Below are 16,005 nucleotides of genomic sequence, written 5' to 3' on the forward strand. Positions count from 1 at the left end.
GCGAGCGGCTGGCGGGCTTCGGCGTGACCGTCACGGGCGTCACCCGATCGGGCGCAGAGGGCACGATCGGCCCCGACGACTGGCGTGCGCGTCTCGGCGAGTTCGACTGGATCGTCCTCGCCGCTCCCGCCACGCACGAAAGCCGGGCGATGATCGGCGAAGCGGAGCTGCGCGCGATCAAGCCTTCCGCCTGGATCGTCAATGTCGGCCGCGGCGAGCTGATCGACCAAGACGCACTGATCGAGGCGGCCAACGAGCGCCGCATCGCCGGCGCCTTTCTCGACACGGTGACGCCCGAGCCGCTTCCGGCCGATCACCCGCTGCGCACCACGCCCAACATCATCCTGTCGATGCACCTGTCGGGGCGCAGCCAGACCCGGATGTTCACGCGCGCGACGGCGCTGTTCATCGAGAATCTGCACGCCTTCCTGGAAGGGCGACCGCTCAGGAACGAAGTCGATCTCGCCGCCGGCTATTGATGCCCAGTTTTATGGTCCGGGATCGTCGTCCCCACAACGACCCCGGACCAAGGACGGAGGCAAGTCCGTCTTCCCGCTTCAGGCGCCGACCGCTGCCGGCAGCGCCGCGGCGTACCGCTGGACATCCTCGATCTTGCCGGTCGAGACCCGCGACCACTGCGTCCATTTGCCATAGGCGCCGCGGATCTGGATGCCCTTGGCCGCCATAGCCTTCTGCACCGCATTGGCGTCGGGCACCTTGACGTAGAGGAAGTTCGCCTGGCTCGGCAGCGCCTCCAGCCCGGCCTTCTTCACGGCATCGAGCAATATGCCCTTCGCCTCCAGGATCCTGCCCTTCGAATAGCCGGTGAAGCTGGTATCGTTGTACGAAGCGATCGCCGCGGCCAGCCCGGCGGTGTTGCCGCCGAAGCTCATCGAATAGCCCTGGATCTTCTTGATCGTCTCGGGCCGGCCGATCGCATAGCCGACGCGCAGCCCCGCCATGCCGTAGATCTTGGAGAAGGTGCGGCAGACGACCAGGTCATGCCCTTCCTTCACCAGCTCCGTGACCGAGCTGTAATCGGGCCGATCGGTCAGCTCCATATAGGCTTCGTCGACCAGCACGGTCGCCTTGGGGCTCACCGCGCGGACGAAGGCGCGCATCTTGTCGCCGTCGAGCACGCGGCCGGTGGGATTGTTGGGGTTGCAGATATGGACGAGCCCCACATCGGGGCCGACCGCCGCCGCCATGGCGTCGAGATCGACGTCGAGATCGGGCGTGAGCGCCACGCGCTTGAGCGTCGCGCCCTTGGCCGCGGCATAGAGCGCCGTGGTGTCCCAGAAGAGCTCGGGGCACAGGATCGAGCCCTTGCTCGTGAAGGCGAGGCCGGCCGCGCTCAATATCTCGGTCGATCCGCCGCCGATCGCGACATGATCGGGCGTGACGCCGAAGCGCTCGGCGATCATCGCGGTCAGCCGCCTGGTGCCGACATCGGCGTAATAACATCCCTTGCCCGACCAGCCGGCGATCGCCTGGAGCGCGCTCGGCGCCGGGCCATAGGGATTCTCGTTGCGCGAGAGCAAAGCCACGCCCGCCGCCGGGCCGAACAGCGGCGGCTCGCCCTCGGCCGCCGTCGCCGCCATCAGCCTGGGCGGGAACGCCGCGCACGCCGCGGTCGCCGCCCCTGCCCCGATCAATCCTCTTCTCGTCAGTCCCACCATCGCCTGTCTCCCTGTACTTCTATTTCAGCCATGCAGTCCGTTGCGGATCATCAGGATCCCGATCGCCACCAGATAGATTCCGAAGACGCGCTTCAGCAGCGCCGGACTGAGCGCATGCGCCGCCGCCACGCCCCAGGGCGCCGAGATCATGCTGGTCGACGTCACCACCAAGGCCGCCGGCACGTTGACATAGCCGAGCGAGCCCCAAGGCAGATCGTGCGCGCCGAAGCCGATGATCATGAAGCCGATCGCGCTCGGCAGCGCGATGATGACGCCCACGCCCGATGCGGTCGCGATCGCGCGGTGGATCGACTTGCCGCACAGGGTCATCACGATGATCGCGATCGTCCCCCCGCCGATCCCGAGCAGCGAGGAGAAGGTGCCGAGCCCGCCCGCGATCCCCATCCGCACCACGCCGTCCGGCATCTCGTCCGAGACCTGCCGGCCCGAGAGCAGCGGGAACAGGAAATGCACCGCCATCAGCAGCACGCCCGATCCGAAGATGATCGCCAGCCCCGGCCCCGGCACGCGCGAGGCGAGCAGCACGCCCGCGCCCACGCCGAGCACGATCCACGGCGCCCAGCTCTTCAATATCTCGAAATCCACAGCGCCGCGCCGCGCATGGGCATGGACCGATCGCAGCGAGGTCGCGATGATCGTCGCCGCGCTCGTCCCGATCGCGACATGCGCCAGCTCGGCCGGCGCTCCGCCCAGCAAGGGCAACACCGCGAACAGCGCCGGCACCACGACGAACCCGCCGCCGATCCCGAACAGCCCGCCCGCGAAGCCCGCGACCAATCCCGCCGCCAGCATCGCCGACAGCGCCTCCGCCCACGCGACCAGGGTCACGAACGCACCACAAAATGAAAAACCCGCACACCAACAACCGGCACGAAACTCTCCCGTAACGAGTTCATGCCTCTCCAGACGCGCCGCACTTCTCATCCCGTACCCTTTTTTGAGGGCTGTCGAGCGATGGCTGCGCTATGTCGGTTCCTCGGCGCACGGCCGCGCCGCACCCGGGCCTGCGATTCCCGGGAGTGTCTTTACGCTATGGCCTGCTCAGCCTGCGCACAAGCCCTATGATTTACCCAGCAAGAGGAAAACTATCGCGCCAAATCGGCCGAGCGCGCAGATTGCGCTTGCGCGAGATTACCCAATTCGAATAAACGCGCCGCATGACGACTCTAGCCGGTACCAAGATCCGCCGCTTCCGCGAGGAACGCTCCCTTACCCGCGCCGCCTTCGGCGCCTGGTATGATACGCCCGGATCGACCGTCCAGGGCTGGGAGAAGGACGGCAAGCGCGCCAATGCCAAGGTGATGAACCAGATCGCCGCCAATGGCATTGCCGATCACGCCGACTGGAACGTCACCGTGCGCGATACGGAGCAGGACATGGGCGCAAACTGGACCCCCGCCAGCTGGACCAAGGCCGAGGCGCGCCAGCTTCCCACCTATCCGGACAAGGCCGCGCTCGACGCCGCCACGACCACGCTCAGCAACTTCCCCCCGCTGGTCTTCGCCGGCGAGGCGCGCGAGCTGACGTCGGAGCTGGCCAAGGTCTCGCGCGGCGAGGCGTTCCTGCTCCAGGGCGGCGACTGCGCCGAGAGCTTCGCCGAATTCCACCCCAACAATATCCGCGACACGTTCCGCGTGCTGCTCCAGATGGCGGTGGTGCTCACCTTCGCCTCGAAGCTGCCGACGGTGAAGCTCGGCCGCATGGCCGGCCAGTTCGCCAAGCCGCGCTCGGCCGATACCGAGGTGGTGAACGGCGTCGAGCTGCCCAGCTATCGCGGCGACAATGTCAACGACATCGCCTTCACCCCCGAGGGCCGCACACCCGATCCCCAGCGGATGATCCAGGGCTATTCGCAGTCGGCGGCGACGCTCAACCTGCTGCGCGCCTTCGCGCAGGGCGGCTATGCGAACCTGCATCAGGTCCATCGCTGGACGCACGACTTCATGGGCCGCAGCCCCTGGGCGAAGCGCTATGCCGATGTCGCCAACCGGATCGGCGAGGCGCTCGACTTCATGGCCGCCTGCGGCATCGACGCCGACAGCGTGCCGCAATTGAAGGCGACCCAGTTCTACACCAGCCATGAGGCGCTGCTGCTGCCCTATGAGCAGGCGCTCACCCGGCAGGACAGCCTGACCGGCGACTGGTACGACACGAGCGCCCACATGCTCTGGATCGGCGACCGCACCCGCTTCGATGGCTCCGCGCATGTCGAGTTCCTGCGCGGCATCGGCAATCCGATCGGCATGAAGTGCGGCCCCAGCCTGGAGCCCGACGCGCTGCTGCGCCTGCTCGACACGCTTAATCCGGGGCGCATCCCCGGCCGCATGACGCTCATCACCCGCTATGGGCACGACAAGATCGAGAAGGGCCTGCCGCCGCTCGTCCGTGCCGTGAAGCGCGAGGGGCATCCGGTGGTGTGGAGCTGCGATCCGATGCACGGCAACGTCGTCAAGGCCGCCAACGGCTACAAGACGCGGCCGTTCGAGCGCATCCTGGCCGAGGTCCGCGGCTTCTTCGCGGTGCATCGCGCCGAGGGCACGTTCGCGGGCGGCATCCATGCCGAGATGACCGGGCAGAACGTCACCGAATGTACCGGCGGCGCGGTCGACGTCACCGAGCAGTCGCTGGCCGATCGCTACCACACGCATTGCGACCCGCGTCTCAATGCGGGACAGAGCCTGGAGCTGGCATTCCTGCTCGCGGAAATGCTGAATGCGGAAATGGCGGAGCGGCGGCGGGCGGCGGCATAGCCGCGCGCGCCGCCCTCCTCCGCGCGGAGGGCGCTCCGACCCAGTAGATCCACGTAGCTGCCTGGATATTTACTTACATCCAGAATTGATCGATTGCTGCGCACACAAGCAGCAATCGGGTTACTCGCGTGCAGGCTCTCGATATCCGCCGTGCGTTCGATGCTGTGCGCCCGGCAATTCCGCTATTCCTGGGTACCATGGTCGGCAGCGCCGTCTGGTTGCTGTGGCTGCGCGTCACCGGCACCAATCCCCCGCTCGGCATTCCGATCGGCCTCGTGGTGGGCGGACTGCTCTTCAGCGGGCCGAAATTCTGGCCGGCGGCGATATTGGGCATATTCGCGGGCTTCTGGCTGATCGAGCCGTCGCGGCCGTTCCTGCTCCAGCTCATCCCGTCGATCGCGATCCCCGCCGGCGGCGTGGTCACGGTCATGCTCATCCGCCGGCTCGGCGTGCGCCCCGCCGAGATACTCGAGCCCAGATCGCTGCTCTGGGTCTTCGCCGCCGCGGTTGCCGGTTCGGCCGTCACCTCCGCGCTCGGGACGGCGGGCGCGCTGGCGATGGAGCAGACGCATGCGCCGCTGACGGAGTTCGCGGGGCGCTTCGCCCGGCAGGGGCTGGGCATGATCCTGGTCGCGCCGCTCGTCCTCGTCTGGGGCACGCCTCCGCGCGATCGCTGGTCGACGCGGAAATGGGCGGGCTTTGCCGGGACGATGGCGCTCTGCGCGGTGGCGAGCGCCGCCATCTTCCTCACGTACAAATATATCCCGATCGCCTGGGCGATATTCCCGCCCCTGGTCCTTGCCGCGCTCGGCTGGCACCTGCGCGGAATCACGACGGCGATGGCGATCAGCTCCGTCGCCATATTATGGGGCACCGGCCTGGGCCTGGGGCCGTTCACGATCGAGAGTCCCGAGTTCCGCTCCAGCTTCGCGCAGATGTTCGTCGCGGTCACCTGGGTAATGATGCTGCTGCTCGCGACCTATGCCGACGAGCGACGCGCCGAAGACAAGCTGCGCCTGGCCGATGCCCGGCTCCAGGCTTCGCGGGCCAACCTGACCAACATGGTCCGCAACGCCGCGTCTCCTGTCGCCATCGTCGATCGCGACATGCGCTATATCGCGACGTCACGGCGCTTCCTGACCGCCTATCGCCTGCCCGAGGATATGCAGATCGAAGGGAAATCGCATTACGATGTCTTCCCCCATATCCGGGCGCGGCAGGATATCCACCAGAGGGTGCTGGCCGGCGAGGAGCTGTCCGGCACCAACGAGAAGTTCGTCAATGCCGACGGCACGACGGAATATATAAGCTGGAACCACCGGCCCTGGTATGACGAGGACAGCCGGATCGTCGGCATCATCATGACGAGCGAGGTGGTGACAGCCGAGATCCAGGCGCGCCAGCAGCTCGAACGAGCCGAGCAGCGTTATCGCGCGGTATTCGAGCAGGCGGGCGTGGGCGTCGGGCTGCTCTCGCTCGACGGCGTCTATTTCGACGTCAACGACCGCTCCTGCGAACTGACCGGCTATGCGCGCGAGGAAGTCGTCGGCCATGGTTTCGAGCTGATCTGCGATCCGCCCGATTGGGGGGAGACGGCTGCGGCGATCGCCGCGCTGGCCCGCGACGAGATCGCCTTCTATTCCGCGGACCGCGTGATCCGCACCAAGAGCGGCGAACTGCGCCCTGTCCATGCCACAGCGAACCTGGTGCGCAAGGTCGACGGCACGCCGGACCATATCATTTCGGTGCTCCAGGACATTTCGGAACGGGTCGAGGCGCAGCGGGCGCTTTCCGAGAGCGAGAAGCGGCTGCGCCTCGCGCAGGAGGCGGCCGGCGTGGGCGTGTGGGAGATCGACCTGAAGAATGGCGGGTCGCGCCATTCGCCCCAGAGCGCGCGACTGTTCGGATTGCCCTGGCGGAACGGCCCCTATCGCATGGCCGATTTCGAGAACCGGCTCGGCGAGGAACAGGTCGCGCAGCTACGCAAGGCGATCGACGAGGCATCGCGCACGCACGGGCTGCTGGATATGACGCTGATGCTGCATTTCCCCGACGACGAGCCGCGCTGGGTGAACCTGCAGGGCCGATATGACCGGCATGACGGTCATCCGCGCCTGCTGGGGCTGGCGATCGACATCACCCATGACGTCGAAGCGGAGGCGCAGCTGCGCGAGGCGCACGACAAGCTGCTGCGCGTCGCCCGGCTGAGCGCGATGGGGGCCATGGCCTCGACGCTGGCGCATGAGCTGAACCAGCCGCTTTCGGCAATCACCAACTTCGTCGAGGCATCGCGCTATCGGATGCGGCAGGAGAGCGAGCCCGATCCGGTCGTGCTCGACGCGCTGGAGCAGGCGCGCGGACAGGCGCTCCGGGCCGGCGAGATCATCCGCAAGATCCGCGCCTTCACCGTGTCCGGCGAAATCGCCTCCGAACGGGTCGATATGGGCGACGTCGTCCGCACCGCTAGCAATTCGGTTCGCCAGCTCCGGCTCGCCGCCGGTGTCCTCATCCAGTGCGACATCGATCCCAGGGCCGTGCGGCTCATCGGGGATGCGCTCCAGCTCGAGCAGGTGGTCGCCAATCTGACGCGCAACGCCGCCGAGGCGACCCAGGGCTGCACGCACCGCAAGGTCACCGTGACGACACGCATGCGGCAACAGGACATGCTGGTCCGGATCGAGGATACCGGGCGGGGGATCAGCGAAGAGCTGATCGAGAACCTCTTCGAGCCGTTCCGCACCAGCAAGGAAACCGGCACCGGCCTGGGCCTTCCGATCTGCCGCACGATCGTCGAGGCGCATGGCGGGCGCCTCTGGGCCGCGAACAGGGCGGATGGCGGCGCCGAATTCAGCTTCACCATCCCCCTGCCCGAGGATGCGGAGCGGCCGGGAGCCTGACGCCTGATTAGGGATAGAGGTCGATCACTTCCGCGCCTTCGCCCTCGGCGGCGAGCAGGAGCGTGCGGTGGCAATGTTCGGGGTTGCGCTCGAAGCAGAGCAGCGCGCTGGGCTTCTCGGCCGCGAGTTCGCGCATCTGCGCCGCCTGCACCTGTGCTTCGGGCAGGCCGAGCTGCACATCGTACACCGCCTCCAATGTCGCGACATCGCCCTTCTTGGCCGCGTCGCGCCCCGCCTTGGGCGTGCCCAGCGCCTTCAGCCCGACATAGTCGATGCCGGCTTCCTTCAGGCTGGCGGCAAGGATGTTCTTCGAGAAGCCCGGCCGGCGCGACAGCGGCACGGCGCGCACGTCGATGATGCGCTCCACACCGGCCTTTTTCAGCGCCGCGATGAATTCGCCCATCGTCGTCGCCTCATATCCGATCGTGAAGATCCTCACGTCCTTCGCCTCGCCAGCACCGTCACCACGCCCCAGGCGATCAACGCCTGACCGGCGAAATAGGTCGGCCAGATCAGCAGGTGCGGCAGCGGAGAGGCGGCGAGCGGCCCCAGCTCGGCGAAGATGAGCAGGTCCGAGGCGACGAACAGCACCGCCCCGAGCGCCGCGAGCGGAAACCGACTGACGAGCGCGCACCCCGCCATCGCCCCCAGCCCGAGCGCATAGACGGCGATTCCCCCCGCCGCATCGCGATCCGCCGGCAGGCGCCAGGCGAGAAAGGCCACGCCGAACGCGATCGGCACCGCCAGCCACCCGGAGCGCAGCCCGTTGCGCAGATAAAGCGCCACCGCCACCAGATGCCCTGCCAGGAACGCCAGTGCCCCGATCGTTATCCCATGCGTCTCGAGCAGTACATCTCCCAGCGCGCCCAGCGCCAGCACCGCCGCGATCAGCCAGCCGTCCAGGGTCCGCGCCTGCGCCCCAGCCCAGAGCGCGAGCAGGCCCACGCCGGCCCCTTTCCAGGCGATGTCCGCCGCGCCTTCGACTCCGATCCAGCGATTGAGATAGAAGCTGCCGCCGACAATCAGCGCAGCCAGGAATATGCCCGATACGACCGAACGTTGCGCCATCTCACTTCCCCCATCCTTGCGGGAGCAATCAGAACCCAGCAGCACCTTTCCCGCAACCGGCAATTGACTCGAGTCAATGTGACTGGTATTTCTGAAAATACAGAAATTATAGGAAATATGGATGCTAACCGATCACCCCGATGCCAAGGCGTTCATCCTTCACTGGGGAGAGATGGGCACGCATTGGGGCGTCAACCGTTCGGTCGCCCAGACGCATGCGCTGCTCTATCTCTCCGCCGCCCCGATCACCGCTGAGGACATCGTCGAGGGCTTGGGCCTGGCGCGATCCAACGTATCGACTGCACTCAAGGAGCTTCAATCCTATGGCATCGTCCGCCGCGTGCATGTCGAGGGCGACCGGCGCGACCATTTCGTAGCGGAGACCGATCTGTGGGAATTGCTGCTGCGCATCTCCGCCGAACGCAAACGCCGCGAGATCGATCCCACCATCGCGCTACTGGCGGAGCTCTCCGAGCGACTGGCACGGGACGACAGCGCACCGAAACAGCTTCGCGAGCGCATCACGCGGATGCACGAGTTCATCGGCACACTGAGCACCTGGTACGATCAGGTCCGCCAGCTTCCCAAGCCAACCCTGATCACACTGATGAAGCTGGGCGGCAGGATCGCTCGCTTCGTCGCGCCGAAGAGTACGAAGCCCGAGTCCTGATCTCCATCCACACAAGGAATTCGCACGCCGCTCTATTTCGGAAATTTCAGAAGAAAGGGAAATATCATGATCGAGATTGTCTATGCCCTGTATCTGCTGATTACGATCGGCATCACGATCTGGGTGGCGCGGACGCTGTCGCGCAACGGCGTGGTGTTCCTCATCCAGTGCTTCGGCCATGACGAGACGCTGGCGCGCTCGACCAATCATCTCCTCGTCGTCGGCTTCTATCTGGTCAATATCGGCTTCATCACCCTCACGTTGAGCCTCGGTGCCGAACCGACAACCATCCCCGGAGCGATCCGTTTCCTCAGTTCGAAAGTGGGGTTGGCGGTGATCGTGCTGGGCGCGATGCACTTCTTCAACATGGGCGCGATCGCCCATTTCGGACGCATCGTGGAGGGCTGGTTCGAGCAGCGCCACGTTACGCCCGTAGCGAGCGCCTGAGCATGCGAGAGCCCCAAACCGTAAGGGCGGGCTGGAGCGGACGGGCGATCGGGATCCCGGCATTCGCCGCAGGGCTGATGTACCTGATCGCCCTCCTGTTGGCAGTCCAGATGCTGGAACCGGCAGAGAACTGGCCGCTGGATGGCGATTTCACCGAATTGTTGGCCGTCATCCCCTTCGCCGGCATGGCTATGGCGCTGGGCGCCCTGCTCGCGGTCGTGCCGGTCATGCTGGGCGTGACGGCCATGGCATGGATCGGCAAGCACAATATCGGAGCGCGGCATCCCGCCATGTGGGCACTTGCGGGTGCGGCGGGGGCATCCGGGGTCGTCGCGCTTCTGGGCGTGTGGGAAACGCCGACGCCCCCTGCCCTCGCTCTGATCTTCACCGGGGCGGGTTGCGCAGCGCTGGCGCGGCGCTATGTCCGCTGGCCCCAGACCGAAGAGTAGCAGAACGCCCATGCCCGGCCACGACATCCATATCATCGGCGGCGGCCTCGCCGGTTCCGAGGCCGCCTGGCAGCTTGCCCAGGCGGGGTACAAGGTCCGCCTTTCCGAGATGCGCGGTTCGGGCAGCATGACGCCGGCGCACCAGAGCGACCGCCTGGCCGAGCTGGTCTGCTCGAACAGCTTCCGTTCGGACGATGCCGAGCGCAACGCCGTCGGCCTGCTCCACCAGGAGATGCGCGATCTCGGCTCGCTGATCCTGAGCCAGGGCGACCTGCACAAGGTGCCCGCAGGCTCGGCGCTGGCGGTCGATCGCGACGGCTTCGCCGACGGCGTCACCGCCGCGCTGGAAGCGCACCCCAACATCACGATCGTCCGCGAACGTGTGGACACTCTTCCTGCCGAAGGCCCGACCATCGTCGCCACCGGCCCGTTGACCGCGCCGGGCCTCGCCGAGAGCATCGGCGGCGCCACCGGCAAGGACCAGCTTGCATTCTTCGACGCGATCGCGCCGATCGTCCATTTCGAGAGCATCGACATGGAGACCGCCTGGTTCCAGTCGCGCTGGAACAAGGGCTCGGGCAAGGATTACATCAACTGCCCGATGACGAAGGACCAGTATCTGGCCTTCCATGCCGGGCTGATGGCGGGCGAGAAGACCGAATATCGCGAGTGGGAGAACGTCCCCTATTTCGAAGGCTGCATGCCGATCGAAGTGATGGCGGAGCGCGGGCTGGATACGCCGCGCTACGGGCCGATGAAGGGCGTGGGGCTCGATCAGCCGAGCACCGGGCGCTGGCCCTATGCGGTGGTGCAGCTCCGCCAGGACAATGCCTCGGGCACGCTGTGGAATATGGTCGGCTTCCAGACCAAGCTCAAATATGCCGCGCAGGTGGAGCTGTTCCGCACCATTCCGGGGCTGGAAAAGGCCGAATTCGCGCGGCTGGGCGGGCTGCATCGCAACACCTTCATCCGCTCGCCCGAGCTGCTGGACCCGACGCTGCGGCTCAAGTCGCGGCCGAACATCCGCTTCGCCGGCCAGATCACCGGCTGCGAGGGCTATGTGGAAAGCGCCTCGATCGGCCTGCTTGCGGGACGTTTCGCGGCGGCCGAGCTCGGCGGCGTCACGCTTCCGCCGCCGCCGCGCGAAACCGCGCTCGGGGCGCTGCTCGCCCACATCACCGGCGAGGCGGAGATCGAGACCTATCAGCCGATGAACGTCAATTTCGGCCTGTTCCCGCCGATCGAGGGCCGCTCGAAAAAGGCCGATCGCAAGCTGCTGTACACCGGCCGCGCGCGCGAGGCGTTTCGCGACTGGATCGCCGCCTAGCTTTCGTCATCCTCCTTCGCGGCTGCGGCCGGAGCCGCGCAGACGCAGCGCGGAGCAGCACGCTTGCCGGGCGGCGGCGCGGTGGTGGCGAATTCGGTGCGGGTGAGCGAACCGGACTTGTCCTTGTCGGCGCCGGCGAACTTGGTTGTGGTCTTGAGCGCCCATTCCTCGAAGGCGAGCTTGCCATCGCCATTGACGTCGAGCTTGGCGAAGGCCTTGCGGCGGCTGGCGAGATATTCCTCGCGCGTGACCGCATCGTCGCGATCCTTGTCGTAGCGATCGAAACGCTTCTGCTCGCGGCTGCGCGCGGTGGCGCTGGGCGCGGCATCCGGAAGCTGCGCCCCGGCACCCACCATGGCCTCTGCCCGCGCGGCCGGTGCCGAGGGCAGCCTGACGCCGGGCGAAGCCGATCCGCGAAACAGGAACATCCCGGCGAGCCCCAGCAGCAATGCCGCACCCGCTCCGACGAAATAGCGCCACATCGAACCGCCCCCGATCGCTGAGTCCCCTCGGGAATGAGGCTAGCGCCCTTGTGCGGGCTGGCAACCGTTATCGACCGGTGATCCGGTGCCACAGCAGGCGACCGACGCGGCGGGGCGCGCCGATCGGCGCGGGTGCGCCATGGGGAAGCGCCAGGTCCAGCCTCGCCCGGTGCGCGAGCGCTCCCAGGGCACGGCCGTTGCGGCTCCAGCGCCGCTCTGCCGCCACCGCAAGCAACGGCGCGGCCAGCGCGCGTGCCGCCGCGGATTCCTCCATCGTGCCGAGATTGCGGGCAAGGTCGGCAAGCGCCCAGCCCTGCCCCGCCTGTGCCAGCGGATCGCGGGGATCGGCGCCCAGCGCCCGGCCGGCGGCCTCGAACAGGCGTCCCCTGCCTTCGCCGTAGCGCGTCAGGGCATCCGCCTCCAGCGCGTCCTCCTCGATCAGCACTTCCCAGCCATGCACGACGGGCACCAGCGACGCGCCCGGGATGCCGAGGGGAATCACCTCCGCCGCCAGCCCTTGGAGCACCGGCTCGGCGGGCGGCGGCTGCGTGTCGAGCCGCGCCAGCGCCTCGCGCCACCAGGCCAGGCGGAGCTGCCCGACGGCGGGCTGGCTGGTCGAACGCAGCAACTGCGCAAGGGCATCGTCGAGCGCGAGCAGCGCGGCGAGCGCGGCCCGCCCCCGCATCGGCGCATAGGCGCGGATAAGCATCCGCTCCGGATCGTCTCCGTCAACCATCACAGCCCGCCTCCGTAGCAACCCGCGAACCGGCCGTTAACCACGCCCCTTCAGCACGGATTAGCGAGACCTGGGCGATAGGGTTCCCCTGATCGGGGACCGGGGCCTGAGATATGAACGAACGCAAGCATGGCTGGAATGGCGCGCGAGGTTTCCTCGGCGCACTCGCGCGCGATGTGCGGGCGAACACGCTCGTCATCATGACGATAGCGCTCATTCCCCTTGCTGGCATGATCGGCGGCGGGATCGACATCAGCCGCATGTACATCGTCAAGACGCGCCTGCAACATGCGTGCGACGCCGGGGCGCTCGCCGGCCGCAAGGCGATGGGCGGCGGCATCTGGGCGCAGAAGGTCAACGGCATCGATAATTATCCGCGGGTCTCCGCCGAGAAGTTCTTCGACGCGAACTACAACAACCAGGCCTATGGCGCGTTGAACGTGACGCGCAGCTTCAGCGAGAATGCCGGCAAGGTTACCGGCGCTGCCCAGGCGGCCCTGCCGATGACGCTGATGAAGGTGTTCGGCCACACCACCGAAACGCTGAACGTCGCCTGCGACGCCGAGATGCGCCTGCCCAATACCGACGTGATGTTCGTGCTCGACGTTACCGGTTCGATGAACGACAAGGCGATCAATTCCGATCCCCAGACCAAGATCCAGGCGCTGCGTTCCTCGGTGAAGTGCTTCTACGAGATCGTCGCGCGGCTGGATACCAACGAGAATTGCGCGGGTGGCGCGCCGAGCGGCGGCGTCGGCCCCGAGGTCCAGGTCCGCTTCGGCTTCGTGCCCTATGACATGAACGTGAACGTCGGCAAATTGCTGCCGAGCAATTGGTTCGCCGACAAATGGACCTATCAGTCGCGTCAGGTCGCGACGGTATGGGGCCTGGCCGACAGCCATTCGGATAGTTGGGCGAACTGGTCGAACTGGTCCCAGACCAAGCGGGCGACGACCAGCACCCAGGCCGACTGCCAGAACAACTATGGCGCCGATTTCGACGGCAGCCGGGGAGATCTCGGCGGCGGCAAGAACGAGAGCAATGGCGGCATCCAGGGCGGCGGCAACTGGCAGGCCGATCAGCCATGGCGCGATACCGATCGCAATTTCCAGAGCTGGCAGTCGGGCACCGACGGTTGCAGATATCAGGAGCGGACGCGGGATTACACGCGCACCTTCAGCTATCACAAGGTCGCGGCCGGCACCGCAAACGCGGTCGCCTTCAATGCCTGGCACTATGGCCCGATCGAACGCGACATCACGCAGCTCAAGAGCGGCAACGAGTGGAATCCCCTGTATCGATACTCCGCCGACATCGCGAACGGCTACGGGACCGGAACCTATACCTGGGACGGCTGCGTCGAGGAGCGGCATACCGTTCGCGAGACGAACTACAGCCCCATCCCCTCCGGCGCCAACGACCTGGATATCGACAGCACGCCCAATAGCTCGGATGCCAATACGCAATGGGGTCCGGCGCTGGACGACGTCATTATCGGCCGTCGCCAGAATTACAATAACAACTCGTCATACAGCACGAACGATATCACCACCTTCACCAATTTCTCGACCAACAGGTCATATGACTGCCCGACCACGGCCAAGAAGCTTCAGGCGTGGAACGATCCCTCGACCTTCGATACCTATGTCGATGGCATGTGGGGCGGCGGCAATACCTATCATGACATCGGGCTGGTATGGGGCGCGCGCCTGCTCTCCCCGACCGGCATCTTCCGCAGCGAGAATGAGTTCACGCCCAAGGGCGGCGAGATCCAGCGCCACCTGATCTTCATGACCGACGGCGACGCCTGCACGTCCGAATATAATTACCAGGCCTATGGCATCGCGTGGTGGGATCGCCGGCAGACCGATCCGAACCAGGCGCCCACCAGCGGCTGCACGACGACGGGCACGCTGACGCAGCAGGTCAATGCGCGCACCCAGGCGCTGTGCTCTGCGGTCAAGAACAAGAACATCACCCTGTGGGTGATCTGGTTCGGCGCCAAGAACAACACGATCGAGGACATGCTGAAGACCTGCGCGACGACGGATCGCTATTTCGCCGCGCGCAACCAGGCCGATCTGCAGAAGACATTCCAATCGATCGCGAGCGAAATCTCGCAGTTGAGGCTCACCAAGTGACCCGGTCTGCCTTCTGGCGCCGGCTGGCGCGCGAGGAACGCGGCTCGGCCGTGGTCGAGTTCGCCATCGCTGCGCCGGTGATGGGGCTGCTGCTGCTGGGCGCGTTCGATATCGGCCATACGCTCTACATGCGCAGCGTCCTTCAGGGCGTGGTGCAGAAGACCGCGCGCGATTCCACCCTGCAGGACGGCGGCACGGCTGAGCAGCAGCAAACCCTCGACGCCCGCGTGACGGCGCAGGCCAAGGCGCTCGCCAACAATGGCGACATCAAGATCACCCGGCGCTTCTATCGCACCTTCACCGATGCCGCGGCGGCCAGGGCCGAGGCCTGGACCGATACCAACGACAATGGACGCTGCGACGAAGGCGAGCCCTATGAGGATGCCAATCTGAACGGCGTCTGGGATGCGGACGGCGGCGACCAGGGCCAGGGCGGCGCGAAGGACGCGGTGCTCTACACCGTCACCATCAAATATCCGCGCATGTTCCCGATCTACAATCTGATCGGCGGAGAGACCACGACCACGGTTTCGGCGGAAACCGTCCTCAAGAACCAGCCTTTCGGCGATCAGGGGAGCTACGGCGCGCCCGTAGTGCGGAATTGTCCATGAGCGAAACCAGGCGCTATCTGCATCGGCTTGCCGCGCTCCGCCACGATACGAGCGGCCTGGCATTGCTGGAATTCGCCTTCACGCTGCCGATCCTGCTCGGCATGGGCCTGACCGGTGCCGAGCTGACCAACTATATCACCACCCGGATGCGGGTCAGCCAGATGGCGTTGCAGCTTGCCGACAACGCGGCGCGCATCGGCACGGGCAGCCAGCTCCAGGCCAAGACGATCAGCGAAGCCGACATCAACGATCTGCTGACCGGCGCGCAGCTCCAGTCGGGCGAGCTCGACCTGAAGACCAATGGGCGCGTCATCCTGTCGGACATCGAGCCGACCGAGACCGGCGCGACCACTTACAAGATCGGCTGGCAGCGCTGCTTTGGCGACAAGCTCTATACGCCGAAATATCCGCCGGCCGGCGTATCCAAGACGAACATGCCCGGCGGAATAGGACCGGCCGGACGCCTGACCATCGCGCCCGATAACGGCGCGTCGATGTTCGTCGAGGTCTATTACAAATATCGGCCGCTGGTGATCTCGTCGCTCGCCCCTTCGCCCGAAATGGTCGAGATCGCGTCGATGATGGTCCGCGACAGGCGCGACCTGAGCGACGACACTTATATCACCGTCAACGGGGTCACGCAGCTCAACCCCAATCCGCAGCACCCCAACGGCGTGTACAAAGTGCAGGGCGTCACGCCCTCGCTCTGCGGATAGATTGGCGGAGC

At 66.4% G+C, this 16,005-nt stretch carries 16 protein-coding genes; 10 read left to right on the plus strand and 6 right to left on the minus strand.

Going from position 1 to position 16,005, the window contains the following annotated elements:
• Positions 1-479 (plus strand): NAD(P)-dependent oxidoreductase (locus tag HB724_RS17240; protein WP_275956604.1); only part of this gene is annotated, 479 nt, incomplete at its 5' end.
• A gap of 78 nt (positions 480-557) precedes the next feature.
• Here the strand turns inward: HB724_RS17240 and HB724_RS17245 are convergent.
• Positions 558-1,679, minus strand: coding sequence for a histidinol-phosphate transaminase (locus HB724_RS17245; RefSeq protein WP_213982182.1), 1,122 nt, complete (start codon positions 1,677-1,679; stop codon positions 558-560).
• A gap of 24 nt (positions 1,680-1,703) precedes the next feature.
• Positions 1,704-2,492, minus strand: coding sequence for a sulfite exporter TauE/SafE family protein (locus HB724_RS17250; RefSeq protein ID WP_213982213.1), 789 nt, complete (start codon positions 2,490-2,492; stop codon positions 1,704-1,706).
• A 584-nt stretch (positions 2,493-3,076) separates the two neighbouring features.
• On the opposite strand from HB724_RS17250, the gene HB724_RS17255 reads away from it, so the two are divergent.
• Complete coding sequence (locus HB724_RS17255; RefSeq protein ID WP_213982214.1) at positions 3,077-4,450, plus strand: 3-deoxy-7-phosphoheptulonate synthase class II; 1,374 nt, start codon at positions 3,077-3,079, stop codon at positions 4,448-4,450.
• Positions 4,451-4,647: 197 nt separating this feature from the next.
• Complete coding sequence (locus HB724_RS17260; RefSeq protein ID WP_213982183.1) at positions 4,648-7,347, plus strand: PAS domain S-box protein; 2,700 nt, start codon at positions 4,648-4,650, stop codon at positions 7,345-7,347.
• A gap of 7 nt (positions 7,348-7,354) precedes the next feature.
• On the opposite strand, the gene HB724_RS17265 is transcribed toward HB724_RS17260, so the two are convergent.
• Complete coding sequence (locus HB724_RS17265; protein ID WP_213982184.1) at positions 7,355-7,786, minus strand: DUF488 family protein; 432 nt, start codon at positions 7,784-7,786, stop codon at positions 7,355-7,357.
• Positions 7,783-8,415: a lysoplasmalogenase family protein gene (locus HB724_RS17270; protein ID WP_213982185.1), complete on the minus strand. Its 633-nt coding sequence runs from the start codon at positions 8,413-8,415 to the stop codon at positions 7,783-7,785. The genes HB724_RS17265 and HB724_RS17270 overlap by 4 nt, the downstream gene beginning before the upstream one ends.
• Positions 8,416-8,536: 121 nt before the next feature.
• Here HB724_RS17270 and HB724_RS17275 point away from each other — a divergent pair, with 121 nt between their 5' ends.
• The 4 genes from HB724_RS17275 to trmFO all read left to right on the plus strand — a co-directional run bounded on the left by HB724_RS17275 (position 8,537) and on the right by trmFO (position 11,308).
• Positions 8,537-9,085, plus strand: coding sequence for a MarR family transcriptional regulator (locus HB724_RS17275; RefSeq protein ID WP_213982186.1), 549 nt, complete (start codon positions 8,537-8,539; stop codon positions 9,083-9,085).
• 66 nt (positions 9,086-9,151) lie between these two features.
• Entirely contained in the window at positions 9,152-9,532 is a 381-nt protein-coding gene (locus HB724_RS17280) for a hypothetical protein (protein ID WP_213982187.1), read from the plus strand.
• Positions 9,533-9,534: 2 nt separating this feature from the next.
• Positions 9,535-9,981: a hypothetical protein gene (locus HB724_RS17285; protein WP_213982188.1), complete on the plus strand. Its 447-nt coding sequence runs from the start codon at positions 9,535-9,537 to the stop codon at positions 9,979-9,981.
• 10 nt (positions 9,982-9,991) lie between these two features.
• Positions 9,992-11,308, plus strand: coding sequence for a methylenetetrahydrofolate--tRNA-(uracil(54)-C(5))-methyltransferase (FADH(2)-oxidizing) TrmFO (gene trmFO, locus HB724_RS17290; protein WP_213982189.1), 1,317 nt, complete (start codon positions 9,992-9,994; stop codon positions 11,306-11,308).
• On the opposite strand, the gene HB724_RS17295 is transcribed toward trmFO, so the two are convergent.
• The gene (locus HB724_RS17295) at positions 11,305-11,790 is read right to left on the minus strand and encodes a histidine kinase (RefSeq protein ID WP_213982190.1); all 486 of its coding nucleotides are present in this window, start codon (positions 11,788-11,790) and stop codon (positions 11,305-11,307) included. The two genes, trmFO and HB724_RS17295, sit on opposite strands and share 4 nt — an antisense overlap.
• Before the next feature lie 67 nt (positions 11,791-11,857).
• Positions 11,858-12,526 (minus strand): squalene/phytoene synthase family protein, encoded by a 669-nt coding sequence (locus HB724_RS17300; protein WP_213982191.1) that lies wholly within the window; start codon positions 12,524-12,526, stop codon positions 11,858-11,860.
• 113 nt (positions 12,527-12,639) lie between these two features.
• Between HB724_RS17300 and HB724_RS17305 the strand changes: the two genes are divergently transcribed.
• From HB724_RS17305 to HB724_RS17315, 3 genes are read left to right on the plus strand one after another with little or no spacing between them, the layout of a single operon-like run.
• A complete protein-coding gene (locus HB724_RS17305; protein WP_213982192.1) occupies positions 12,640-14,667 on the plus strand; it encodes a TadE/TadG family type IV pilus assembly protein in 2,028 nt (675 codons plus the stop codon).
• Positions 14,664-15,278 (plus strand): TadE family protein, encoded by a 615-nt coding sequence (locus tag HB724_RS17310; RefSeq protein ID WP_213982193.1) that lies wholly within the window; start codon positions 14,664-14,666, stop codon positions 15,276-15,278. Before HB724_RS17305 ends, HB724_RS17310 begins: the two co-directional genes overlap by 4 nt.
• Complete coding sequence (locus HB724_RS17315) at positions 15,275-15,994, plus strand: TadE/TadG family type IV pilus assembly protein (RefSeq protein WP_213982194.1); 720 nt, start codon at positions 15,275-15,277, stop codon at positions 15,992-15,994. The genes HB724_RS17310 and HB724_RS17315 overlap by 4 nt, the downstream gene beginning before the upstream one ends.
• Positions 15,995-16,005: the final 11 nt, after the last annotated feature.

It is taken from the genome of Sphingomonas sp. dw_22, from assembly GCF_018449795.1.
Classification (GTDB): Bacteria; Pseudomonadota; Alphaproteobacteria; order Sphingomonadales; family Sphingomonadaceae; genus Sphingomonas.